Annotated in this window: 21 protein-coding genes and 1 other RNA gene; 18 read left to right on the top strand and 4 right to left on the bottom strand. The window is 35.7% G+C overall.

Annotated elements, in window-relative coordinates:
- The 13 genes from FS486_RS10955 (at position 1) to FS486_RS11015 (ending at position 14510) form a co-directional block, all read left to right on the top strand.
- Positions 1-1296 carry a ribonuclease H-like domain-containing protein gene (locus tag FS486_RS10955; RefSeq protein WP_144511372.1) on the top strand — a complete coding sequence of 432 codons (1296 nt, stop codon included), beginning with the start codon at positions 1-3 and terminating at the stop codon, positions 1294-1296.
- 69 nt (positions 1297-1365) lie between these two features.
- Positions 1366-1659: a cell division regulator GpsB gene (gpsB, locus tag FS486_RS10960; RefSeq protein WP_144511373.1), complete on the top strand. Its 294-nt coding sequence runs from the start codon at positions 1366-1368 to the stop codon at positions 1657-1659.
- Positions 1660-1722: 63 nt separating this feature from the next.
- Positions 1723-2107: RNase P RNA component class B (gene rnpB, locus FS486_RS10965), an RNA gene on the top strand.
- Between the two features lie 91 nt (positions 2108-2198).
- Entirely contained in the window at positions 2199-3926 is a 1728-nt protein-coding gene (locus tag FS486_RS10970) for a putative bifunctional diguanylate cyclase/phosphodiesterase (RefSeq protein WP_144511374.1), read from the top strand.
- Positions 3926-5053, top strand: a complete 1128-nt coding sequence (locus tag FS486_RS10975; RefSeq protein WP_144511375.1) for a THUMP domain-containing class I SAM-dependent RNA methyltransferase — start codon at positions 3926-3928, stop codon at positions 5051-5053. The genes FS486_RS10970 and FS486_RS10975 overlap by 1 nt, the downstream gene beginning before the upstream one ends.
- Positions 5054-5128: 75 nt before the next feature.
- Positions 5129-7024: an ATP-dependent DNA helicase gene (locus FS486_RS10980; RefSeq protein WP_144511401.1), complete on the top strand. Its 1896-nt coding sequence runs from the start codon at positions 5129-5131 to the stop codon at positions 7022-7024.
- A 24-nt stretch (positions 7025-7048) separates the two neighbouring features.
- The gene (locus tag FS486_RS10985) at positions 7049-8548 is read left to right on the top strand and encodes a carboxypeptidase M32 (protein WP_144511376.1); all 1500 of its coding nucleotides are present in this window, start codon (positions 7049-7051) and stop codon (positions 8546-8548) included.
- 270 nt (positions 8549-8818) lie between these two features.
- Positions 8819-9241 carry a VOC family protein gene (locus FS486_RS10990; RefSeq protein ID WP_144511377.1) on the top strand — a complete coding sequence of 141 codons (423 nt, stop codon included), beginning with the start codon at positions 8819-8821 and terminating at the stop codon, positions 9239-9241.
- Between the two features lie 113 nt (positions 9242-9354).
- Positions 9355-9759 (top strand): VOC family protein, encoded by a 405-nt coding sequence (locus tag FS486_RS10995; protein WP_144511378.1) that lies wholly within the window; start codon positions 9355-9357, stop codon positions 9757-9759.
- Positions 9760-10151: 392 nt separating this feature from the next.
- Complete coding sequence (locus FS486_RS11000) at positions 10152-11726, top strand: BC_2427 family protein (RefSeq protein ID WP_144511379.1); 1575 nt, start codon at positions 10152-10154, stop codon at positions 11724-11726.
- Between the two features lie 233 nt (positions 11727-11959).
- Positions 11960-12697, top strand: coding sequence for a CsxC family protein (locus FS486_RS11005; RefSeq protein WP_144511380.1), 738 nt, complete (start codon positions 11960-11962; stop codon positions 12695-12697).
- Between the two features lie 95 nt (positions 12698-12792).
- Positions 12793-13530: a CsxC family protein gene (locus tag FS486_RS11010; RefSeq protein ID WP_144511381.1), complete on the top strand. Its 738-nt coding sequence runs from the start codon at positions 12793-12795 to the stop codon at positions 13528-13530.
- Positions 13531-13769: 239 nt separating this feature from the next.
- Complete coding sequence (locus tag FS486_RS11015) at positions 13770-14510, top strand: CsxC family protein (protein WP_395940853.1); 741 nt, start codon at positions 13770-13772, stop codon at positions 14508-14510.
- Between the two features lie 76 nt (positions 14511-14586).
- On the opposite strand, the gene FS486_RS11020 is transcribed toward FS486_RS11015, so the two are convergent.
- The 4 genes from FS486_RS11020 to FS486_RS11035 form a co-directional block, all read right to left on the bottom strand.
- On the bottom strand, positions 14587-16254 hold the full coding sequence (locus tag FS486_RS11020; protein WP_144511382.1) for a b(o/a)3-type cytochrome-c oxidase subunit 1: 1668 nt from the start codon (positions 16252-16254) through the stop codon (positions 14587-14589).
- Between the two features lies 1 nt (position 16255).
- The gene (locus FS486_RS11025) at positions 16256-16732 is read right to left on the bottom strand and encodes a cupredoxin domain-containing protein (protein ID WP_144511383.1); all 477 of its coding nucleotides are present in this window, start codon (positions 16730-16732) and stop codon (positions 16256-16258) included.
- A 21-nt stretch (positions 16733-16753) separates the two neighbouring features.
- Complete coding sequence (locus tag FS486_RS11030) at positions 16754-16876, bottom strand: cytochrome c oxidase subunit 2A (protein ID WP_144511384.1); 123 nt, start codon at positions 16874-16876, stop codon at positions 16754-16756.
- Between the two features lie 221 nt (positions 16877-17097).
- Positions 17098-17550 (bottom strand): chemotaxis protein CheX, encoded by a 453-nt coding sequence (locus tag FS486_RS11035; RefSeq protein WP_144511385.1) that lies wholly within the window; start codon positions 17548-17550, stop codon positions 17098-17100.
- A 337-nt stretch (positions 17551-17887) separates the two neighbouring features.
- On the opposite strand from FS486_RS11035, the gene FS486_RS11040 reads away from it, so the two are divergent.
- From FS486_RS11040 to rlmN, 5 genes are all read left to right on the top strand, one after another.
- A complete protein-coding gene (locus FS486_RS11040) occupies positions 17888-21484 on the top strand; it encodes a dynamin family protein (protein ID WP_144511386.1) in 3597 nt (1198 codons plus the stop codon).
- Between the two features lie 13 nt (positions 21485-21497).
- Positions 21498-22310 carry a sulfurtransferase gene (locus FS486_RS11045; RefSeq protein WP_144511387.1) on the top strand — a complete coding sequence of 271 codons (813 nt, stop codon included), beginning with the start codon at positions 21498-21500 and terminating at the stop codon, positions 22308-22310.
- A gap of 160 nt (positions 22311-22470) precedes the next feature.
- Positions 22471-23832 carry an ethanolamine ammonia-lyase subunit EutB gene (locus tag FS486_RS11050; RefSeq protein ID WP_144511388.1) on the top strand — a complete coding sequence of 454 codons (1362 nt, stop codon included), beginning with the start codon at positions 22471-22473 and terminating at the stop codon, positions 23830-23832.
- Between the two features lie 14 nt (positions 23833-23846).
- On the top strand, positions 23847-24689 hold the full coding sequence (gene eutC / locus FS486_RS11055; RefSeq protein ID WP_144511389.1) for an ethanolamine ammonia-lyase subunit EutC: 843 nt from the start codon (positions 23847-23849) through the stop codon (positions 24687-24689).
- A 96-nt stretch (positions 24690-24785) separates the two neighbouring features.
- Positions 24786-25853, top strand: coding sequence for a dual-specificity RNA methyltransferase RlmN (rlmN, locus tag FS486_RS11060; protein ID WP_144511390.1), 1068 nt, complete (start codon positions 24786-24788; stop codon positions 25851-25853).
- Positions 25854-25947: the final 94 nt, after the last annotated feature.

Consider the following 25947-nt stretch of genomic DNA (forward strand, 5'->3'; position numbering starts at 1 on the left):
ATGTCATATGAAAAGAAACTAATGCAAATGAAAAATCTCGTAAAAAAGAATTTGCCAAAAGAGGAACCTGAAAAGGAAGTGCCAGCAATTGCACTTCCTTTTTATACAGAGCAATGGGAAAAAACAGGATTAAAACTTATAAAAAATGAAAAAGGTTTTTTGTTTGTAAAAGAAACTTTTTATGAAGAGTCGCATATACATGGAAACATTGGGCTATATAAATTGCATGAGGCAATGACGTTTATGCAAGAAAAGTACCCAAATCATCCGCTTTTTCTTGACCCAACGATTCCTTTTTGTTTTTACGATACAGAAACAACGGGGTTGAAAGGGACAGGTGTACTTATTTTTTTGAATGGATTGTTGAAAAAAGTAGAGAACGGTTTTTTGTTAACACAGTATGTTCTAGCAGAACCTGGCCAAGAAGCTGCATTTTTGATGGCTTCGGAATTTTGGAAAACATCTCAGTCGATCATCACGTACAATGGAAAAAGTTTCGATTTTCCTCAATTGGTCTCGAGATGGACGATGAATCGCAATTCGATTCCGCCGTTAAAAGAACATAAACAAATCGATTTAATGCATTCCTCAAAAAGAATTTGGAAGGGTGATTTGGAGCGATTTAAGTTAAAGCAGTTGGAAGAAATGAAGCTTGGGTTTGTACGTCAAAATGATATACCTGGTCATCTTGCCCCTATCATTTATTTTGACGCAGTGAGACATGGCGATCCTACAAATTTAATGAAAGTGCTAAAACATAATGAGTGGGATATTTTATCTTTAGTAACTTTGTATATTTTATCTGTGGAACTATTAAAAGAAGATAAAGTAGTAGAGTCTTCTATCGCGTATACGAATATTGGGAAATGGTTTCGTGATTTAAAATCAATGGATGCGAGTTTCGATTGGTTCCAGTTTGTGATAGATCAATTTGCTGAACAGGAAGTCAGCCTAGCCTATTATTATATTGGCATTCACTTGAAACGAAAGCATTTATACGATGAAAGTCTAAAAGCCTTTCATACATCTTTAACAGAAATAGTTGGGAAATATCGTATCGAAGTTTATATAGAGCTAGCAAAACTTTATGAACATCAGAAAAAAGAGTACGAAATGGCTTTGGAAATGACACAAGAATGTGCCGATTATCTAGCTAAAAACCCTAATGGAATAAGCGAAAGACAACAACTTCGATTAACAAGAGATTTTCAAAATAGAATAAAGAGAATAACTCGGAAATTAAATATTTCCCGGGAAAGCGCACAACCTAACAAAAAGCGCGCAAAACACCCTTAAATAACTCCATTATTCGACATCATTATGCTATAATACGGATAAGTGAAACAGACGGAAGGAAGATACCATATGGAAACAAAATTAAAAACTTCAGATATACTTGAAAAAGAATTTAAAACGGGCTTAAGAGGCTATAACCAAGAGGAAGTTGATATTTTCTTAGATGACATCATTCAAGATTATGAGGCATTTGAGAAGAAAATTGCGCAACTTCAATTAGAAAATAACCAACTAAAAGAAGAGTTAGCGGAAGCACCAAAAAGGACTGCTCCGGCACCACAAACAGGAGCAACTAACTTTGATATTTTAAAAAGACTTTCTCATCTAGAAAAGCATGTTTTCGGTAGTAAATTGTACGAATAATTATATTAATTCACAGCGATTGAATCTATTCAGTACTTCGTATATACTAGACATACCACTTATATATCCGGGCAATCGCTGCAATGCTAGACATTGTAGAGGAAAGTCCATGCTCACACAATTCTGCGATGAATGTAGTGTTCGTGCTTAGTGAAAAAATAAACTAAGGCAGCTAGAATAGCTGACGGCGGGATGAAGGCCTAAGTCGTATGATATGGCTGACAATCTCTGAAAGTGCCACAGTGACGAAGCTGTATAGGAAACTATACAGGTGGAACGAGGTAAACCCCACGAGTGAGAAACCCAAATTATGGTAGGGGAATTTTCTTGAAGGAAATGAACGGATAGAAGAACGAGAAGAAATTTTCGTAGATAGATGATTGCCATCTACATCGTACGAGGTAAAGCACCGTTTGAGTACTGTAGAAACAAAACATGGCTTATTGGGTGTATGAGTGGCTATATTAAATAACTAAGAAGCTCTCCACGCTAGGAGGGCTTTTCTTTTCTTTAAATAGTTAGGCAGGTTGGTGTAGAAAATGGACAATAAGCAACCATTTGAAGAACTTTCTTTATATCCAAACATATTAATTCAAGAAATATTTAACTCAACGGTTGAAGGAATAATGATTACAGACCGTGAAATGAAAATTTTATTAGTTAACGCTGCCTTTGAAACTGTTACAGGATATTCGTTAAATGAAGTGAAGGGAAAAACGCCAAGTATTCTGCAATCAGGAAAACAATCTCCATTATTTTATAAGAAAATGTGGAACGAAATTAAAACAAATGGAGTTTGGCGAGGCGAGATTTGGAATAAAAGAAAAAGTGGGGAATTGTATCCGGAATGGTTATCCATTGAAAGCATTGCAAATAGCGATGGAGAGATTACACATTATTTCGGGATTTTTTCAGACATTTCTCGTAAGAAGATCGTAGAAAAAGAAATTGAAGAGCTAACAAGCACAGACCATTTAACTAATTTAATGAATAGAAATTCGTATAATAAATTATTAGATGACTTAATCCAAGTATCCACATTAAGCTCTAGTAAACATGCTATTCTTTTTATAGATTTAGATCGATTTAAGCAAATAAATGAAACACTAGGAACCGAAATAGGAGATTTAATTTTAACGGAAGTTGCTAATCGTATCCAGCCAATCGTAAAGTCGCAGGATCTTTTTGCGAGATATGGTGGGGATGAATTCTTATTGACAAGGTCTAATATTGGCCATCAAAAAGAAGCAGCACTATTTGCAAAAGAAGTCCTTAAGCTTTTAAATAAACCGTTTTATATTAAGGAAAATGAAATATATATAACATCGAGTATAGGAATTAGTTTTTATCCGCAAGATGGGGAAGAAGTAGAAAAGCTCATTCATAAAGCAGACAAAGCGATGTATTTTGCAAAACAAAATGGAAGGAATCAATACGCCTTCTACTTTGAAGATCTAAAGAAAGATGCCAAAAGAATACTTTTACTTGAAGCTGAGCTTAGAAAAGCAATACAAAAGAAGGAATTTGATATTCATTACCAACCTAAAATATCATTAGATACTCAACAAGTAATAGGTGTGGAAGCGCTTGTCAGATGGAGGAATGACCAACTAGGATTTGTATCCCCTGCAGAATTTATTCCTTATGCGGAAGATACAGGGCTTATCATCCCCCTGAGCGAAGTAATTATAGAAAAAGTCTGTTTGGATATAATAGAATGGAGAATACAGAATGTGTATCATTTACCTGTTTCTGTTAATATTGCGGCCCTCCACTTTCAACAGGATGACTTTATCGAACGTATAAATTCAATTATTATGCAACATAATTGTAGTCCGCAGCAATTAGAACTTGAGCTTACAGAACGAACGGTTATGAAAGATGCAGAAGATGTCGTCAATAAATTGATAAAATTAAAAAGTATGGGTTTTAAAATATCAATTGATGATTTTGGAACTGGTTATTCTTCTTTAAGTTATTTAAATCGCTTCCCGTTAAACTATTTAAAAATTGATAGTAGTTTTATACAACAAATCGCATCATTACAAGATAAGCAGGCAATTGTAGATTCTATTATTTTGATGGCGCACCGATTACATATAAAAGTTGTAGCAGAAGGTGTAGAAACAAAAGATCAATTGAAGCTTTTAACAGAAATGGGCTGTGACATCATTCAAGGGTATTATTTCAGTAAACCCATCCCAAGTTTAGAGTTGTTGGATTTTCTGGAACTTTGGGATATTCACAAGCAAGAAAGGAATATATAATGACAACATTTAAATTAGTAGCTACTTCTGCTATGGGTCTCGAATCCATAGTTGCAGATGAAGTTAAAGCATTAGGATACGAAACGACAACTGAAAATGGAAAAGTATATTTTGAAGGAGACGAACGAGCAATTGCACGAGCAAATATTTGGCTACGTGTTGCCGACCGAGTAAAAATTGTAGCAGCTCAGTTTCCGGCGAAAACGTTTGATGATCTTTTCGAACGCACAAAAGCAGTACAATGGGAAAAGTTTTTGCCCGTAGATGCAGCTTTTCCAGTTCAAGGGAAATCAGTTAAGTCCACGTTATTCAGTGTGCCTGATTGCCAAGCAATTGTGAAAAAAGCGATCGTAGAACGATTGAAACTAGCACATAAACGGATTGGATTTTTAGATGAATCTGGTGCAACTTATAAAATTGAAATAAGCATTTTAAAAGATATAGCAACTATTACGATTGATACGAGTGGCGCGGGTCTTCATAAACGGGGATATCGTCAAGAACAAGGTGAAGCACCATTAAAAGAAACCCTTGCAGCTGCTCTTGTAAAAATCTCGAAGTGGAGTCCCAATCGTCCATTTGTAGATCCATTTTGTGGCTCTGGAACAATTCCAATTGAGGCTGCCATGATTGGTCAAAACATTGCACCTGGCTTTAATCGTGACTTTCATAGTGAAGAATGGTCTTGGATGCCCAAAACAATTTGGGAAGATGTCCGCAACGAAGCAGAGAGTTTGGCAAATTATGATCAGGAACTTCAAATAATTGGGTCAGATATAGACCATAAAATGATTCAAGTTGCAGAGCAAAACGCATTCGAGTCAGGCTTTGCTGATTTAATCACGTTTAAACAGATGCAAGCAAGTGATTTTTCAACAACCTTAACGGATGGTGTCATGATTGGAAATCCTCCTTACGGGGAACGTATTGGTGAGATAGAAGTTATTGAGCAAGTAATTAGTAATTTAGGGCATGTTATGGGAAAATATCCATCCTGGTCAGTTTACATGCTTTCTTCCATGGAAAACTTTGAAAATTTATATGGTAGCAAAGCAACAAAAAAACGAAAACTATTTAATGGTTTTATTCGAACAGATTACTATCAGTTCTGGGGTAAACGTTCATAACAGTAAAGGGGACTAGTCCCCTTTACTGTTATATTGTTATTTAAGGGAAATATAATTACTCAAGGGAGTTTTATGATGAAAAATGCTTTACCATTTAAATTATCAAAAGACCGTTCTTTCTTTGAATCACTAGGAGATTGGATGGGAGATGTTCTTTATGATGAATTGCCTGAAAAAGGGTTTGAATGCCGGGATGAACAAATCTTCATGGCGTATCAAATTGAGAAAACGTTAAAAGAAAAAAACGTATTATTTGCAGAAGCCGGAGTTGGAACTGGCAAAACAATTGCTTATTTATTACCAGCTATTTCATATGCACGTTATACGGGAAAACCAGCTCTTATAGCTTGTGCTGATGAAACGCTCATCGAGCAATTAGTAAAAGAAGCCGGGGATATTTTTAAGCTGCAGAACTATTTGGATATTAACATAGATGTACGTTTAGCAAAATCACGCGACCAATATTTATGTTTGAAACGATTAGAAGAAGCGCAAAAAGATGGAGATAATGACTATTTTTTAGAAGAAATTGAAGATCAAGTTCCTGATTTCGTTTATGGTCATTCCTCCCTTCAAAAGATTTTTCCTTATGGGGAGAGAAGTCAATATGCCGGTATTAGCGATGAGGATTGGCAAAAAGTAAATTATCACCCGACCCAACAGTGTATGGTGTGTGATCTACGCAATCGTTGTGGTCAAACGATACACCGTCAGAATTATCGACAATCAACCGATCTACTTATTTGTTCGCATGAGTTTTTAATGGAACATATTTGGACGAAAGAATCTCGGGTGCGAGAAGGGCAAATGCCCCTACTTCCTGAGGTTTCAATGATTGTATTGGATGAAGGGCATTTGCTGGAGTTTGCTGCACAAAAAGCTTTAACATACGAAGTACAAAGTGAGACCCTAATCCGTTTGCTTGAACGAGTGATGGTAGATGGCGTACGAGAAAAAACGTTAAATCTAATGGAAATGCTGCAAGAAAACCATGATCGTATATTTGGCCTTTTAAGAAAAGGAACCAATGAAGAAGAAAGCGAACGCATGAAAATTGATAAAACACCAGAACTCATGCAGTTATGCAAACAGGCTATACAGATTACGGATGATTTGCTCGAGGAATTTGTTTTCGAATCAGAGCTATTTACAATTCCAGAATACGAACTTCGTATGGTAGAGGAATTTCTGGAGCAGTATTCATTCTCTTTACGTTTGTTTACCGAAAAAGGTGATGGAGTGGAATGGCTTGAAATAATTGATGGTTATGAGACTTTAATAGTAATGCCACGCCTTGTAACAGACATATTACACGAGAAACTATTCACTTCGAAATTGCCAATCGTTTTTTCTTCTGCTACTTTATCGATCGAAAAAGATTTTACGTACATTGCAGATTCCTTAGGGATTGAAAAATATCAATCGTTTTCAGTTCAGTCTCCGTTTGACTATGATGAAGTGATGAAAATCTATGCTCATCGAATAGAGCAAAGCGAAAAAGTAAATCAAGTAGAAACTATTTTAGAAAAACCACAGCAAACTTTAATTTTATTCAAATCTAAAGCGGCGATGGAACAATTCCGTATCCGTGCGACAAACTTAAATGGTATAGTATTTGAAGGGGATCGTGAGCTTTCTACAATAGTAAAAGAGTTTCAAAATGGCGATTTCTCTACACTTTGTTCATACCATCTATGGGAAGGGCTCGATTTGCCACAAAAAGCATTAACGAGAGTAATTATTTATGATTTGCCATTTCCTCCAGTGGATCCACTATTTGATGCAAAACGTTCGTTTTCAAATGATCCATTTGAGGAGGTAGAATTGCCTTTCATGCTTTTAAGATTGCAGCAAGGAATTGGGCGCTTAATCCGTACATCGAATGATCATGGTGAAATTCATCTTCTTTTGAATGAAGAAGAAGCAAAACTAGAAAGCAAATTTACAGGTATTTTACCTACTACAATGTAAGGTGATTAACAAGGGGGATTTGGGATGACGGTTGAACAACAGTTTTTAGATTATGTGAAAAAGATTGGTGCCTACAATGAAGCATTAGGAGTTCTATATTGGGATATGCGCACTGGTGCACCAAAAAAAGGAATTGATCAGCGCTCGGAAGTTGTAGGGGTACTTGCTACCGAGGTGTTTAACTTATCTACTTCAGACGAACTTAAAGGTTTATTGGACGGAGTAGAAGCTTCACTAGATCATGCTGATATTGTAACGAAACGCACATTTGAAGAAGTAAAAAAAGAGTATGATTTAAGTAAAAGAATTCCGGCAGAGGAATATAAGAAGTTTGTCATTCTTCAATCTAAGTCCGAATCGGTTTGGGAAGAGGCAAAAGCAACGAATGATTGGGCTATGTTCATGCCATATTTAAAAGAAATGGTCGCAACTTTAAAGCAGTTTGTTAACTATTGGGGAGTAAAAGATGATAACCCGTATAACGTCCTGCTTGATCAATACGAACCAGGAATGACGACTGAAGTATTAGATCAAGTGTTTGGAGATTTACGAAGCCGAATTGTTCCGTTATTAAAGAAAATTGCAGAATCACCGAACCAACCAAAGACAGATTTTCTATTCAAGCATTTCGATAAACAAAAACAAGAGGCTTTTAGTTTGGACGTACTAAAGCAACTAGGATATGATTTTGAAGCTGGTAGATTAGATGAAACTGTACATCCATTCGCGACAGGATTGAATCGTGGGGATGTGCGAATTACAACGAAATACGATGAGTCTGATTTCCGTTCTGCCGTTTTTGGAACAATTCATGAATGTGGTCATGCGATTTACGAGCAAAACGTTGGAGAAGAGCTTACGGGAACGCCACTAGCTAGTGGTGCATCCATGGGAATACATGAATCTCAGTCATTATTTTATGAAAACTTTGTTGGGCGAAATCCGAAATTTTGGGAACAAAATTATGAAAAGCTCCAGAGCTATTCACCTGACCAATTTGGAAACGTTACGATGGAAGAATTTTTGCGTGCTATCAACGAAGTGAAGCCTTCTCTTATCCGAATTGAAGCAGATGAATTGACGTATGCACTTCATATTATGATACGCTATGAAATAGAAAAAGGCTTGTTCAATGGAGATTTACAAGTAGAAGATTTACCTGAAATTTGGAATGCAAAATATGAAGAATATTTGGGTGTTCGTCCACAAACAGATGCTGAAGGTATTTTACAAGATGTCCACTGGGCAGGAGCGAGCTTTGGCTATTTTCCTTCATACGCACTTGGATACATGTACGCTTCACAATTTAAAGCAGCGATGTTAAAGGATATCCCTAACTTTGACGAGTTATTTGAGCAGGGGGATCTTTCTCCGATTAAAGAGTGGCTTACTCAAAATGTCCATCAATATGGGGCATTAAAAAAACCACTGGACATATTGCAAAGTGCTACAGGAGAAGGACTTAATGGCAACTACCTAGCAGATTATTTAGAAGAAAAATATACGAAGATATATCAGCTATAACGTAATCCCGCATAATAATATAATCATGTTTTTTATATGTAAAACAATAAGCCGTATTTCCGTTTTTGCTATCGGATATACGGCTTATTTCACGATCTAGGTATATACTAATTTATATTTCGGGATTACGAGGAAGTAGGAATTAGGTAGATTCTCCAAAGATTTAACGGTATTTGAAGAAATCCATAGAGTTACTTCTAAGTATTTTCTGCAGATGTTTAATATGATGTTGTAAGGATTTTTATTTTCAAAGAAAGAAGGGTTCACATAATGATACAATCTGTTGTACATATAGCTTTGGTTGTTCAGGATTACGATGATGCTATTGAGTTCTACACAAAAAAACTTCATTTTACGTTAATTGAAGATACGTATCAACCAGAGCAAGATAAACGATGGGTAGTAGTAGCCCCACCTGGTTCTTCGGGAACTACCATATTACTTGCAAGGGCCTCAAAACCAGAACAAACATGTTTTATTGGAAATCAAGCGGGAGGCAGAGTTTTTCTATTCCTTGCGACAGATGACTTTTGGAGAGACTATAATGAAATGATAGAAAGAGAAATAGAATTTGTTAGAGAGCCACTGGAACAACCATATGGCATTGTTGCTGTATTCAAAGATTTATACGGAAACCTATGGGATTTAATACAATATAAAGAATATCACCCTATGTTTCAGCGAATAAAATAAGCTAAAAACATTCGAAAAGTTTTCATAGTATTTTAAACTGTTGAATAGAGTTCTAAGTTTAATCCGATAAGGAAAACTGGCCATTAAGTATGCTTAAAGAAAGAGAGGATAATATGAGCGAAAAGTTTGTCCATCATGTATGTATCCAAACAAATGATTATAGAAAATCACTCCATTTCTACACTGAAATTCTTGGATTTGAGTTAATTGAAGAAACTGCAAATTTTCATAATCGCTATTATAATTCTTGGTTAAGATTAAGCTCTTTTTACATCGAACTTCAGACGGCCAAAATTGGAGAAGATCTCCCTCATAACAATCCAGCTAGTCAAGGAATTGTCCACCTTTGTCTGTGGGTAAAAGATCTAGCAAAAGAAGTGGAGTATATCAAGAGAATGGGTTTTCAATTTATATTAAAGAATAATCAGGAAATATACTCCGTTGAGAATGGAAGTCTATGCAAACTTATAGCTCCTGAGGGAACTATTATTGAACTACGCGATAATAAAGGAATCTAGCGGTGATCTAGTTATTACTCAATTTATACGTATCACATAAGTAACTGGATATAACTTGAAAAAATTTTAAAGAGTATTCCTACATAAAGAATGTAGTAATGCTCTTTTCTATTATTCATCAAAAATCAACGTAGATGCTCATCTTTTCCCGAAAACATCTTTAAAGGATTTTTCATTTGTCTTCTTTTATTAAGAGGGATTTCAATTAAAAAAGAACGATTTTAGGCAAATTGCATAGAATAAATCATACAAAAAACTTTTATGTGAATGCCATTTTATAAAAAACATTATACCTACAATTACTGTTGTCAAGATGATGGATCACTACTATGATACATTACTGACGAAATCATCAATTATAAATATGTCAGCAAAGCGGGGATGAGTATTCTATGATTGACGATAAATATGAGCAAAATAGAAAAGTTAACCCAAAAGAAGTATTTGTATCTACTATTGCTTATGATTTTCAGTATGTGAGCAAAGAAGGGAAATTAACACTTCCATGGATTAACAAGGAAGCAATAAAGAAGATAAACGTCTTACAAAACGATGTATTCGCTTTTGCGGATAGTACAGAACCTCCTCATTTAGAAATAGTGAATGAAGAAAGCGTTGACAAGTTAATACTAGACCCAACTAAGGAGCTTCAAACGATAGATCAAGGGATAGAAATAAAGAAGAATACCATGCTACGTACTAAAACTATTAAAATTCCTTTTGTCACTTTCGAAAAAATCTATAACTTTCGTTACCCGCCAATTTTATCTAAAACAATAGATATTGTGGATGATGTCAGTGATTCGCAGCTGGAAATCTTGAGCAGGCAGGAGGGGACCGCTCAGTACGAGCATAGTGTTGAAGCTGAGGATATTAGAGAGTTAAATGATACAAATGCAAATATATTAGGTAAATATAAATTAGAAAATAATCAAACTAATGGATTTAACAAAAAACTTGAAGTAAACAAAAAGAGTATAAAAATTTCATTCACCACTCTTCAAAGACTTCTTACCCGTCGTTTTCCTTTTAAATTTACTTATACGGCTAGTAGCAAACATTCTCAATCTAAAACCGACAATGAGCATATTGGAGCATCCCATACTTCGAATAAAATCAAAGTGGAGGATAAATTCATATTAGATAAGGTATTAGAAAATAGGGATAGTTATAATCAACGTACTCTTCAAAACGATCATGATGTGTACAAAAAACACTCGTATAAGGTTAATATACATACTAATGTTCGTTCAAAAATAATAATAGTCCCTTTTTCTACGTTTGTAGAAGTTGATAACTTTCTCCACCCACCAATATTCGGAAATACAATTCAACATACATTTTATTCTTTTGAACAAAATGATAGACAAATTCCATCATTGAGTACAAAAATTATTGATACAACAACCCATTACCATGAAAAGCCTTTTTGTCATTTACTTGGGTTTAAATCACATGAAATTGTATACTCTACAGAAAAGTATTATAAGAAAAGTTTGGGCAATGGAAAAGATAATTCTCTAGGGGTTGCAGTACCTTTGCATGGAGGGTCGAAAGAGAACATAGCAGAAAGAGATAATTCATATGTAAATAATCGATTTAATATAAGAGTTCCAGTTATACTAGGTGAATATAATATAGAATTCAGTTTGGAACAAGAAATTCCATTTGAGGATAAAATCTTTCAAATAAAAGAAATTTCGAAAGAAGTTGAAGTTATAGATTGTAAATTTGTTCCACAGAATTTTTCTCATCCAAATGATGATGGAAATCGCGAAGTATTAGAAGGGAAACTTTTTTTAGAAGGATTTATTAAGCAACAAATTGAATACAGTACGTTTCATGACACGAATGAAAGTACTACGCCAATGAATTTAGAAAAGCCTCTTTATCCGCTACATCAAAAAATTATTTTAGAATTAATAATTCAACTTCTGCAAGTCCAAAAGACTACTCTGTCATTTTAACACCCATTAAATGGTGCTTTAAAATTTGGATGAATAACCATAAATATATGACTTGATAAAGGCGATTTTAAATTCGATTGTTGAATTTGGAATGGTCTTTTATTATGGAAGAGAATTTTTAAATTGTAAATGAACACTTAGTTTTAACCCACCATCTGTGTCTATTGCTCATACACTAATCTCCTATAAAACATACCTTAAAAAAGTAGCAAGAATGAATGGAGGAAATAGTAATGAGCGAACAAAATGAAATACGTAATGAGTGTTGCCCTGTCGAAATTCCTTGTCAAGTTGAGGCAACGTCTCTAACTCCCCTTTCCGATGAACCTTCAATTCCAAATGTACTTCCAGCGAACGCTAGACCTATTATTAAGGTTCCAGTTGTATTAGCAGAGACGACAATACAAGTTGTAGTAGAAGCGAACATCCCGCTCAATCCACCCGCAAGTGAAATTAAACGAGTATTTAAAGATGTATTTCTGACGCAATGTAAACTTATTCCTGTACGTTTTGGTACAGATTTATGTCATGGTGAAGTTAGCACCGTAACAAGAGCTAAACTATTTATAGAAGGGTATATTCGTAAAGATATAGAATACGCTACAGAGGATTGTAATGGTGTTCTACGGGATCGGATTGCCACTGTACCGTTTTCAGGCTTTGTAGATTTAGAAAATTTTCTGGTACCGCCAATTTTAGGGGATTCTTCCGAAAGCAGATCTCGATTTATTCATCCTCAAAAAAGCGATAGTCCACGTTTAGATAAATACTTCTTTGAAAATAGAGTTTACTATAATGAACAGCCATATTGTGAGTTAGTAAGTGCAAATTTCTTTGAACTGGATTTTTCGCCATGTCCAACTGATGCAGATGAAACATTTAGCACTCTTCGAGAAAAAATTGTTGTAGATCTAACACTTAAAGTACTACAAGACCGCCAAGTGAGAATTCAGTCTTTAGGCAATCCTTAATGTGGTAAAACTATTAATACAGATACCTATTATAATCGTTTAGTTGCGAAAGAGATGAAGACATACTATATGGTAAATGAGAGGAGGTGATTTTGATGAGTGAACAAAATCTTACAAGTGGTGGAGAATGTCCTATAGTTGCTCCATGTCCAGTGGACGCAGTAACACTGACTCCACTGAACGATGACCCATCAGCACCTTGTTTAGTTCCCCACAACGTTAACCCAGTTTTGAAAGTTCCCGTTGTATTAGCTGAAAGAACTATACAGATTGTAGTAGAATCGAATATTCCGCTTAATCCACCTGCAAGTGAAATTAAACGAGTATTCAAAGATGTATTTATAACGCAATGTAAACTTGTTCCTGTGCGTTTTGGCTCCGAGGTATGTAATGGTCAAGTGCGTACGGTAACAAGAGCAAAATTATTTGTAGAAGGATTTATTCGCAAAGATATTGAATACGCAACAACCAATTGTAATGGATTTATCCGTGATCGAATTGCTACAATTCCATTTTCCGGATTTGCTGAAATAGGGGAAGGAGACTTTTTAGTTTTTCCTACAATAGGAGAGTCCTTCGAAAACAGATCACGATTTATCGATCCGAGAAATAGTGATATTCCACGCTTGGATAAATACTTCTTTGAAAATAATGTGTATTATAATGAACAACCATATTGCGAGTTAATAAGTGCAGATTTCTTTGAACTCGATTTTTCTCCATGTCCAACAGAAGTAGGTGCATCATTTAGTACACTACGTGAAAAAATTGTAGTTGATCTGACGCTAAAAGTACTGCAAGTAAGACAAGTGAGAGTGAATGCTTTACCTTAGAAATTATATACTTCGAGAGTTCCTACAACAAATCATATTCAAAATAAAACGTTTGGTGAAAACCAAGCGTTTTTGCAGTTGTTATGGTCCTTATAAGGTAAACAGAAACGAGTCTATAAAAGTGATTGTATATAAAATAATAGTAAGATATTCATTAAAATAGCTTAGAGACGAAGTGTTGAACTGCATACTATAAGTTGAGTGATCTTCTAGTAAGAATCTGAAAGGAGGTGAATTTAGTGAGTGAACAAAATCTTACAAGTAGCGGAGAAAGTCTAATTATTGCTCCATGTCCAGTGGAAGCAGTGACACTAACACCTCTAACTGATGACCCAGCAACACCTTGCTTAGTTCCATCAAGCGTTAATCCCATTATTAAAATCCCCGTTGTATTAGCTGAAAGAACACTTCAAATCGTAGTAGAATCGAATATTCCGCTTAATCCACCAGCAAGTGAAATTAAACGAGTATTTAAAGATGCATTTCTCACACAATGTAAACTTGTTCCAGTACGGTTTGGCACAGAAATATGTGATGGTGTTCGTACAGTTACAAGAGCTAAATTATTTGTAGAAGGATTTATTCGCAAAGATATTGAGTATTCTACATCGAACTGTAATGGGGTTATTCGTGATCGAATTGCTACCGTGCCATTTTCAGGATTTGCAGAATTAAGAGAGGGGGACTTCTTTGTTTTTCCTACACTAGGATATTCTTTCGAAAACAGGTCTCGTTTTATAAATCCGAAAAACGGTGATACTCCACGCTTGGATAAATACTTTTTTGAAAATAATGTGTATTATAATGAACAGCCTTATTGTGAGTTAATAAGTGCAGATTTCTTTGAGCTTGATTTTTCGCCATGTCCAACAGAAGCAGGTGCATCTTTTAGCACGCTTCGCGAAAAAATTGTACTTGACCTTACGCTAAAAGTACTGCAAGTAAGACAAGTGAGAGTAGACTCTTTAGGTTTGTCCTAATTTCATATTAATAGTAGTTCCAAAAAAGCGACCTACAATAATAAAAACGCTTGGTTTTCACCAAGCGTTTTTATTATTACCACATTTTAAAGCCTTTGGAACCAGGAGGTGCGTTTTGAATCATATCAATTACCGGAACTGTATATGCGAATAAAATCAATGCAATACAAATTGTCAGCCATATTTTCCAATTTTCCAAGAACATCGGTGTTTTTTCTGCATTCTCCGAAACTTCTCCAACAGGAAATTCTGTTTCGCCCTTTGGTGCGAACCATAGTAAATTAGCCACAATATACAGTACTAAAACGATACCGATGAATAAAATAGTACCTCCGACTGCTTGAGCAATCTGATATGGGATCCATTCAGCTGCCTGCTCTGATCCCCCATATGTGGAAAAGTCTGAACGTCTAGGTGCTCCGAATAATCCAACAATATGCATCGCTCCTGACATAATGGACATACCAACCGCCCAGACAATCGCTTGAATAATTGCTAATCTGTTCATCTGTTTCGTTAATACTCTGCCTGTAAGATGAGGGATTAACCAATACGCCGCTCCAAAGAATGTTAATACAACAGTAGTTGCAATAGTTAAATGGAAGTGACCAGTTACCCATATAGTATTGTGTACTAGCTGATTCATTTGGTGGGAGGCATTAATAATACCACCTGCACCAGCAGGGATAAATGCCACCATCCCGATAAATGGTACAAGGAATCGAGCATCGCCCCATGGGAGTTTTTTGAACCAACCTAAAATACCTTTTCCACCTAAAGCACGTCCACGAATCTCAAATGTTGCAAGCATTGAAAAAGCTGTTAATAAAGAAGGAATAACAACCATTAATGTTAAAACAACCTGTAAAAACTTCCAAAAAGAACTAATTCCTGGCTCTACTAATTGGTGATGGAAACCTACTGGGATAGAAAATAATAAAAATAGCATAAATGATAATCTTGCAAGTGCATCGGAGAAAATTTTACCTCCAATTACTTTTGGAATTACAACATACCAAACCATATATGCCGGTAATAACCAGAAGTATACAAGTGGGTGACCAAAATACCAGAATAATGTACGAGAAAGCAATACATCCACTTTATCAACCCAACCTAGAGACCAAGGGATTAATTGGAATAGTACCTCAACTGCTACTCCAAGAGAACAAATAATCCACATAGCTAAGTTAACTACAACCATGAAAGTTAAAAGAGGACTGGATTGTCCAGGATTCGCTTTACGCCATTCTACATATTTTAAAATCTGTCCTAATCCGCCAATCCAAGATCCTACAATTACTAGAGCAAGCCCCACATAGAAAATCCAATGTGCTTGTAAGGGAGCATAGAATGTATACAAAACAGATGCTTGGTTAAGCAATACCATAGTTGCTGCAGAAACAGTCCCTGCAGTCATTACCCAAAAACCAATCCAGCCTAGAAGACGCTGCTTATCGGTGAAAGTTCCAGACGTTCTACTTACCGCGGCAATTTGAAATCCAAAAATGAAATAAGTTGTTAAAATAAGTCCTAAGAGTACACCATGAACCGTTAATATTTGATAATAGCCAATTCCCCAAGGAAGTGTAAATGTACCAGAACGCACTAGTGTTTGTAGGAGACCACAAAGTCCACCGATAGCTAATGCTATGAAAGCTACATAAATATGGGCAAGTGCTAGTTTACTATCTCTTTTATCTACTTTTATTAAATCTTTTGTTCTTTCAGTTATAGTTGTCATTTTACTCTACCACCTTTAGCATTGAAGTCATGGACGAATGACCAATTCCACAATATTCGTTACATAATATTAAATATTCTCCTGCTTTATCTACCTTAGTTACATATTCAGACACATAACCTGGTTCTAGAATCATATTAATATTTGTTCCCGCAGCTTGAAAGCCGTGTACTACATCTTTCGTTGTAGCAATAAACTTAACAGTGGAACCTAGTGGAACTTCAATTTCTGGGGGATTATAGTAAAAAGCAGATGCTACAAACACAACTTCATAATCCCAATCTTTTCCCTCTACCTTATGGACCCCAGGATTATTAAAGGGGGCGATTTCATCTACCCGCTCCGGATCCACATACACTTTAGCACTTGGTGGGTGGGAACCATAATGGAAAGCACTAAAACCGACAATAATTAAAAATAAGACCAGTGATCCGATTCCAAATGTTAACCACCATTTTTCATATTTATGAATATGCATAACTTCAAACCTCCTAATAAATCAAAATCGATCAATAAATAAGTAAAACGCCATAAACCATGAGATCAAAATAAAAGCTCCGAGGAAACCAACTGAATAAAGCGTCCCTTTTAAATCTGGTTCTTTCTCCCGCTTTTTCGACATTGTTCAACACCTCCTGCGTTTCCTTTGTATAGTTACATCATAAATACATTTTTAATTGGGTGATGTGATAAAAGTCACTCAAAATAACCGATTGTGTGAAATAAATGTGAAGAATCATTCCTCTTTTCCCCAATTTATCAGCTTCCAAACGATTGAATATTCAGTTAATTATTTTTTGTATAAAAAAAGAACTTCCTTTGCAGAAAGTTCTTCTTCGTTTATTATTCATCAATAGTTAGAATAATCGTTAGTTCCCCAACATCAGAAATTTCAACAGGTAATTTGAACGCATGTTGGAAACCGAATAATCTTGTAGTGCCTACTATGACAGTAGGTGGAGTAATATCTATCTCCACACCGTTCGATGCGACAGAGGTACATAAGTTTCCAGCTATCATATTTCCTAATTCTCCGGTAAATGATTCAAGCATTTCCCCTTCTAAAGGCATTCCAAACATAGTTGCCCCGATAGAAGAGAAACAATTAGAAGTTGAGTCTATTATGATACGACCTTTAACATCACCAATAATACCTATTAGTACACCCATTTCTTTTTGCTCAAAAGGCTGTACCATTAACGAAGGGGACTTTATATCCATCGTAAGAGGGATGACAGATTTTAAAGACTGTATTGTTCCATTTAAAATAGTTTGTATATGCTTTGAGGCACTCATTTTTTCCCCTCCTTATAGTAAAGATGGTTCAATTTTAGCATGAAATTTATCAAAAAAGAATAGGAATTGTAGAAAGTGATGAAATAATGTGTTAATCTTGAATGAGAATGAATTTCAAATTCACTTGAAGGGACGATTGGCATGCTAGCTCTATTTATAGGCTCTACTGTTTTATTATTCAGTGGAATGACTGCTTATGTGTTACGTTCAATAACCCCACAACCAAAATAATAATAAGTTGACCTTATTTGTCTACACAAATAAGGTCATTTTTTTCGCTATTTTCTGATATGATATAAACTATATTGTCGAATTATAAAGGAGAAGTTTTTTTCAAATGGTGAAATTAGAGAAATTAAAAATGATAAAAGAACAAAATGCACTACAGGCAACGTTATTCCTCCAACAACATGATGAAGAGCGCTATGCTAAAGCAAAATTATTTTCGCAAAAATTAGAACAAGGGACATTTACAATTGCATTTGCAGGACATTTCTCTGCGGGTAAATCTAGTATGATAAATGCTTTAATAGACGAACAGCTTTTACCGACTAGTCCCATTCCAACTTCAGCGAATATTGTGACCGTTAAGAAAACAGAGGAAAACTATGCGCTTGTTCACTTTGTAGATCAAGCTCCCGTTAAGTTTTCAGGAGAATATGATATTCAATTGGTTAAAAATTACTCAAAAGATGGCAGCCAAGTTTCTCAAATTGAAATTGGACATGAAGCATCTATATTACCAGCAGGAATAACGGTAATGGATACACCTGGGGTTGATTCGACGGATGATGCACATCGAATATCGACAGAATCAGCTTTGCATTTAGCAGATATCGTGTTTTACGTAATGGATTATAATCATGTACAATCTGAGCTAAACTTTCAATTTACAAAGCAACTTCTTCATTACAACGAAAATGTTTATTTAATCGTAAATCAGGTGGATAAGCACCGAGAAGAGGAACTATCATTTAATGCTTTTAAACAATCAGTGGCGAATGCATTTAAAGCATGGTCTGTGGAGCCAAAAGGTATCTTTTTTACTTCTTTAAAAGATAAAACCTTCCTTTATAATGATTTCTCCAAAGTACAGCAAATTGTATATCATTCGATTGATCATAAAGAGGAATTATTTATCGCCTCCTCTGAAGCAACGATACAGAAGCTTGCAGATGAGCATATGCAGTTTCTTGAGGAAGAAAAAGAAACTTGTTTCGAGACATTCGATGAAGAGTTGACAAAAGAAGAATGGGAGAACAGGGAAGAGTTAAAAAAACAATTGGAACTATCCCAAACTCATGTAAAGTTACAGGACACTAGCTTATGGAAAAAAGAATTCGAGGAACAGCGAAAATCAATATTGGATAATGCTTCTGTCATGTCTTATGAAATGAGAGATGCTCTTAAAAATTATGCGGAAAGCATGCAAAGCTCATTTAAGGTTGGTTTTTTGAATAGCAAGAAAAAGACAGAGGAAGAACGAGTAAATCGTTTGCAAGCCGCTTACGACTTATTAGAAACAATTGTCGGGACAAATATTTCAATTCATATAAAACAGCTAATGAAAAGCATGTTAAAAAACGTCTCCTTACTTTCTGACGAAACGGTGTTAAAAGTGGATGAGGAAGATTTTCAGTTGCCGACATCCATTATACAAGAGCCCCTTCATGAAGGAGCAAATATTACAGGTGATGCTTTACTGCATTATGCAAATCGTGTTCAAGAAGCAATTAACCGATACTTCATTCGACTAACAGATACTTGGAAAGAGGAAACTGCAAAACAAATAGAGGCCTCCCCAACCGAAGAAAATGGAAAAATGGAGCAAAAAATTCTTCTATTACGTAAAAAGCTGTTGGCTATTCAGACAATAGAAGACATGGAAGCAAAAATGCAAGAATTTGCATTGCATGTTAAAACACCACCACTCGCCATCCGTAAAGAAAGGGATGCATTAATACTTGAATGGGAAAAAGAAAGAGAAGTCTTTGAAAAAGCAATAACAGAATTTGATAAAACGAAGCAAAAGGTTGAAGAAGTTAAGATGCAAACTTTCGAAGAACAGCTAATAGAAATGGATGAGGTTGAATTTTCGCAAGAGAAAGTTCTTATAAGAGCAAACAAAATTGCAGGAGCAATTCAGCAACTTCCGGCATTCAAAGAAGCGGCAAATTATTTAAAGAGAAAAGCAATGAGAGTGGAGAATCAGCAGTTTACAATTGCATTATTTGGTGCTTTTAGTGCTGGGAAATCGAGTTTTTCGAATGCATTAATGGGTGAAAATGTACTGCCAGTATCGCCGAATCCAACAACTGCTGCCATTAACAAAATACATCCTGTTTCAGACCAGCATCCGCATAACACGGCAGATGTGAAGTTAAAAGAAGAAGCGCAATTATTAGAAGACGTTCAATTTGCTTATAGTCAACTTGGAGTAAATGTTTCTACTTTAGAAGAGGCTTTTAACAAAGCACCAAGTATTATGGAGCAGTCTGTAACGGAAGAAGTCCATAAATCTTTTATTATCGCTTTTTACAAAGGGTATACAGAATTTGAAACGAAACTAGGTCAAACATTACGTGTTGATGCTGAAGAATTTGCACACTATGTCGCGGAGGAATCACGAAGTTGTTTTGTAGATTTTATCGATTTTTATTATGATTGCGAATTGACTAGGCTTGGAGTTACGCTAGTGGATACACCTGGAGCAGATTCGATTAATGCAAGACATACGGGTGTGGCATTCGATTATATTCGAAATGCGGATGCTGTGTTATTTGTAACGTATTTCAATCATGCCTTTGCAAAAGCAGACAGAGAATTTCTAATCCAACTAGGTCGGGTCAAAGATTCCTTTGAGTTAGACAAAATGTTCTTTGTTGTAAATGCGATTGATCTTGCCGCAAATGAGGAAGAAGCAATACTTGTTAAAAGCTATGTGCAAGGAGAGTTGCAGCGATTTGGTATTCGATTTCCTAGAGTGTTCGGAGTTTCTAGTTTACTAGCGTTGAATGAAAAGCAGAAAAAAATTCCCTTACATGAAGGGATGTTCCAATTTCAAGAGAGTTTCTATCAATTTCTAGAAAATGATTTGAGACGAATGGCAGTAACTTCACTGGAGGAAGAAACAATTCGTCAGCAACAGAAATTGTATGATGTAATCGAACAAACGGAAAAAAACCTGGCAAGGAAAGAGGAAAGACTAAGAGAATTACGTGAGATCGAACAAAATATTCGTAAACGGTATACGAATTCCAAATCGATCCTTATTGCAAAAGAAACAAAACAAGAGCTCGAGACGTTACTCTATTATTTGTTGCAAAGAGTCTATTACCGCTTTAATGAATTTTTTAAAGAGGCGTATAATCCATCATTATTTTCAAATAATGCTCCAAACGTCGCTTTAGAAGCAGCTTTGAAGGACCTATTAAACATGTTACGTTTCGACTTGGAGCAAGAGCTACGTGTAACGAACTTCCGTTTATTGCAATTTATCCAAAAGCAAGTGACTGAGTTAGAAAAAGAAGAGCTACGCGTATTGAAAGACTGGAATGCGAGCTTTACGTATGCACCTCATGAATTTGAAACCCATGATCTACTGAATTTTCAAGGACCTTTTGAACATATGAAAAAATATGAATCTGTAAAATCTTTTTATAAAAATAATAAATCTTTCTTTGAGAAAAATGAAAAAGAAAAGTTACGTGATGCGCTTTCAGAGCAAACGAAAGTCGAAGCAGAAATGTACCTACAACAACAGCAGGCTCGTCTATTCCAGTGGGTGGAGCAATGTACGGACTTAGAGGCAGAGGCAGTTCGTTTAAAATGGTTAAATGAGTCTATTACACAAATAGATGCAGAGCGTGATTTGTTAGAGCAAGAGGAAATGTTAGCAAATTGGAAAAAGATATATTCGACTATTTCAAACTAAAGGGGCGAATTAGATGACAAACGTTTTTGTCGATTGGAAAGAGGTACAACCAGAAGCAGTTCGTTTTATAGACACTCGATTCAACTTAGGAAATCCGAATGCCGGACGACAAATGTACGATGAAGGGCATTTGGAAGGTGCTATTTACTGGGATCTAGAAAAAGATTTATCGGATATGACGAGTAATAAGGGGCGTCACCCAATGATTTCTAAAGAAAAAATGACATCACTTATTCAACAAGCTGGTTTACAACTAGATGATTCTATAGTGATATATGATCAAGGGGCTTCTCCGTTTTCATTAAGAGCTTATTTTTTATTGGAATGGGCTGGATTTACAAATATGCTTGTTTTAAGAGAAGGATATGAAGAAGTAAAGAATTTATACCGAATAGAAAAAGAAGAACCATTCATCCCATCTACTAAAACAGTTGCTAATTGGAAAGATGCTATTTATGTGGATGTAAAAGATGTGAAAAAAATAGTTGAAGGTGAGTCGGTGGGTCAACTTGTGGATGCTCGTGCAGCTTTTCGTTACAAAGGGGAAAGCGAGCCGATTGATCCTGTTGCTGGCCATATTCCGTCAGCGATTAATTTTGATTGGGAGCAGTTAAAGAAGGATGGTAAATTTTTAGATAAAAAACAACTGGAACAACAGCTTTCATATCTAAGTGATAAAAGCAAACCAGTAATTGCATACTGTGGAAGTGGCGTAACTGCAGCCCCTTTGTACGCAAGTTTAAAAGAAGCAGGATATCAGCATGTAAAATTATATGTAGGTAGTTATAGTGACTGGATTAGGGAAAATGAAGTGGAAACAAACTAAAAATTATTTGGAAGTATCAGAAAATTATTCCTTTCAACATTCGTTTTTGATACAATAATATTACAAATAAAAATTAGGCAATGGCGCCTGAATACCCAATAATTTTATTGGGATATTCAGGCGTTTTTGTTTTAACCTTCTAAGGGAGACGTGAAGTGAAATGAAGCTATCATGTGTTATTAAAGGTCAACATTTTCAATTTCAAACGGTCAAAGAAGTATTGGCTAAAGCAAGTGAGGAAAAATCGGGGGACAGTATGGCAAGAGTTGCTGCCGGCTCTTCGTTGGAGAGAATGGCAGCAAAGGTTGTATTAAGTGAACTTACTTTAAAAGATATTTATGAAAATCCAGTGATCTCTTACGATACAGACGATGTAACCAGAATAATTTACGATGATTTAAGCCAAGCAATTTATAAAAAATTTCAAGGCTGGACTGTTGGAGAGCTTCGCAACTATATTTTAAGTTTATCAACGGGAGAAGATCAGTTAAAGCAGTTAAGTAGAGGCCTAACAAGTGAAATGATTTCTGGTGTCGCAAAACTGATGTCGAGCATAGATCTTGTTATGGCATCCCAGAAAATAAAGATTCAAGCGCATTGCAATACAACTATTGGGGAAAAAGGAAGACTTGCATTCCGTTGCCAGCCAAATCATCCTAATGATGAACTGGAAGGGATATTATATTCAATCAAAGAAGGGCTTTCCTATGGTTCTGGAGATGCTGTAATTGGTGTTAATCCAAATATTGATAGCGTAGATTCAGTGAAAAAGATTTTAACGATGACGCATGATTTCATGGAAACTTGGCAGATTCCTACCCAAAATTGTGTACTAGCACATATTACTACGCAGATGAAGGCAGTGGAAAAAGGAGCGCCAATGGCACTAATGTTTCAAAGCTTGGCTGGAACCCAAAAAGGTAATGATGCATTTGGAGTATCAAACAACATTTTGGATGAAGGGTATAATTTAATGCAACGATTCGGTACCTCTACAGGACCGAATTTTATGTATTTTGAAACAGGACAAGGATCAGAAGTATCACTAGATGCCGCGCATGGTGTGGATATGCAAACGTTGGAGGCACGCACATATGGATATGCGAGACATTGGAAGCCTTTTATGGTCAATAATGTATCAGGATTTATAGGGCCAGAAACATTATATGATGGAAGACAATTAATCCGCGCTGATTTAGAGGATTTGTTTATGGGGAAAATGCATGGTTTACCAATGGGGATTGCACCTACCTATACAAATCATATGGAAGCCGATCAAAATGATCAAGAGATCGGAGGTATGTTAACGACCTTAGCAGGTGCCAACTTTTATATGGGAGTACCAGCGGGGGATGACGTCATGTTGAATTATCAGGACACCAGTTTTCATGATGATGCGAGTTTAAGAGAAATGTTTGGACTTCGACCACTCCGTGAGTTTGAAAAATGGCTAGAAAAAATGGGTATTATGGAAAATGGTAAATTAACCGAAAGAGCAGGAGATTTATCCATTTTTGAATGAAAGGGGGAAATAAAATGAATAAAGCAGATATAGTAGAGTTGGTTTTGAAAGAGCTAAAGAACCGAGGAGAAACAACTAAAACAACAGAGGAAACAATCTATTTTTCGGATGAAAAAGAAATGGGGGTACCTAATCCTCAAAATAAAGAAGTTATTCAAAAAGCACAGAAAATCACTCCTGCTCGAATTGGGATTGGACGTGCAGGCACAAGAATGAGAACTACAAGCTATTTACAATTTCGTATCGCTCATGCAGCTGCCCAAGACGCAGTGTTAAAAGACGTGGACGATGAATTTATCCATAATCTAGGGTTGCCTATATTAACAACAAAAGCTGCGGACATGAAATCATATTTGATGGATTTAGATGCCGGAAGAACATTATCAGAGGATTCGTTGGAATGGTTAAAAGCAAAAGGAGAAAAAAAGAAACAAGTTCAACTATTAGTATGTGATGGACTTAGCTCTTCTGCTGTTGTTGCAAATATTACCGATATTCTACCGGCTTTAATCCAAGGGTTGGAGTTAAAAAATATTTCAGTAGCAAAACCACTTTTTGTAAGACGGGCAAGGGTATGGGTGCAGGATCAAATTGCCCAACTTGTCGATTGTGATTTAATCGTATCATTAATAGGAGAACGTCCCGGTTTAAATACTGATGAGAGCTTAAGTGCTTATATTATTTACCGTCCAAATGAACAGACTGTTGAAGCGGATCGAACGGTTATCTCTAATATTCACCGAGGAGGACTTACTCCTGTGGAAGCAGGGGCTCATTTATCGGAAATTATTGAGGAAATGCTCACACTAAAATGTACGGGAGTAAAATTTGCACAAAGAGAAGGAAGCATAAAATAATATCTTTTAACCTTCATTTCGGTTATAATTAATTGTCGTATGTGAGCAACTATTGTATAATAGGAAAATTGTATACGGATGAAATGAGGGCTTATAATGAAAAAATCGATATATGGTCTAACAAGAGACCAGTTAATAGAATGGTTAATGGAGCATGGGCAAAAAAAATACCGTGCTGAACAAGTATGGGATTGGTTATATATTAAACGTGTCCAAAGTTTTGATGATATGAAAAATGTCAGCAAAGAATGTCTTGAAATTTTAAAAGAAAACTTTGTTATCCAAACATTAAAAGAATCTGTAAAACAAGAATCTGCAGATGGGACGATTAAGTTTTTATTTGAAATGCAAGATGGAAACTTAATCGAAACTGTGCTAATGCGTTTTAAATATGGTTTGTCTGTTTGTGTAACGACACAAGTAGGGTGCAATATCGGCTGTAGTTTCTGTGCTAGTGGATTATTGAAGAAAAATCGTGATTTGGACGCAGGAGAAATTGTTGGACAAATTATGAAGGTACAAGAGCATTTAGATCAATTACAAAAAGACGAACGTGTAAGTCATATCGTAGTAATGGGTATCGGAGAACCATTTGATAACTACACTAATCTAATGAGCTTCCTTCGCACAGTGAATGATCAAAAAGGACTTGCAATCGGTGCGCGTCATATAACTGTTTCTACGAGTGGTCTAGCGAAGAAAATTATAGATTTCGCTAACGAAAATATACAAGTAAATCTTGCAGTATCTTTACATGCACCAAATGATGAACTACGTTCGAAAATAATGGTGATCAATAAAGCATTCCCAATTGAAAAAGTAATGGCTGCTGTAGATTATTATTTAGAAAAAACAAATCGCCGTATTACATTTGAATATATCTTATTAAAAGACGTGAATGACCATGTAGAAGAAGCACAGCAATTAGCGAAACTACTTGAAAATAAACGTCATCTATCTTATGTGAATTTAATACCATACAATCCAGTAGATGAGCATGGTCAATATCAACGGAGCTCTGAAAAGTCAATCAGCGCATTTTTCCAAACGTTGAAAAACAAAGGTATTAACTGCGGAGTTCGCATGGAACAAGGAACAGATATCGACGCAGCATGTGGTCAATTACGAAGCAAACAAATTAAAAAAGAAAAAGTTAAAAACTAAAGTAAAACGCATCAGCCATTCTGGCGATGCGTTTCAGACTGTAGACAAACTCGAAATTTCGAGTTTGCCTACAGTCTTTTTTGTTTTAAAATAA

It is taken from the genome of Bacillus sp. FJAT-22090 (assembly GCF_007676755.1).
Taxonomy (GTDB): domain Bacteria; phylum Bacillota; class Bacilli; order Bacillales_A; family Planococcaceae; genus Psychrobacillus.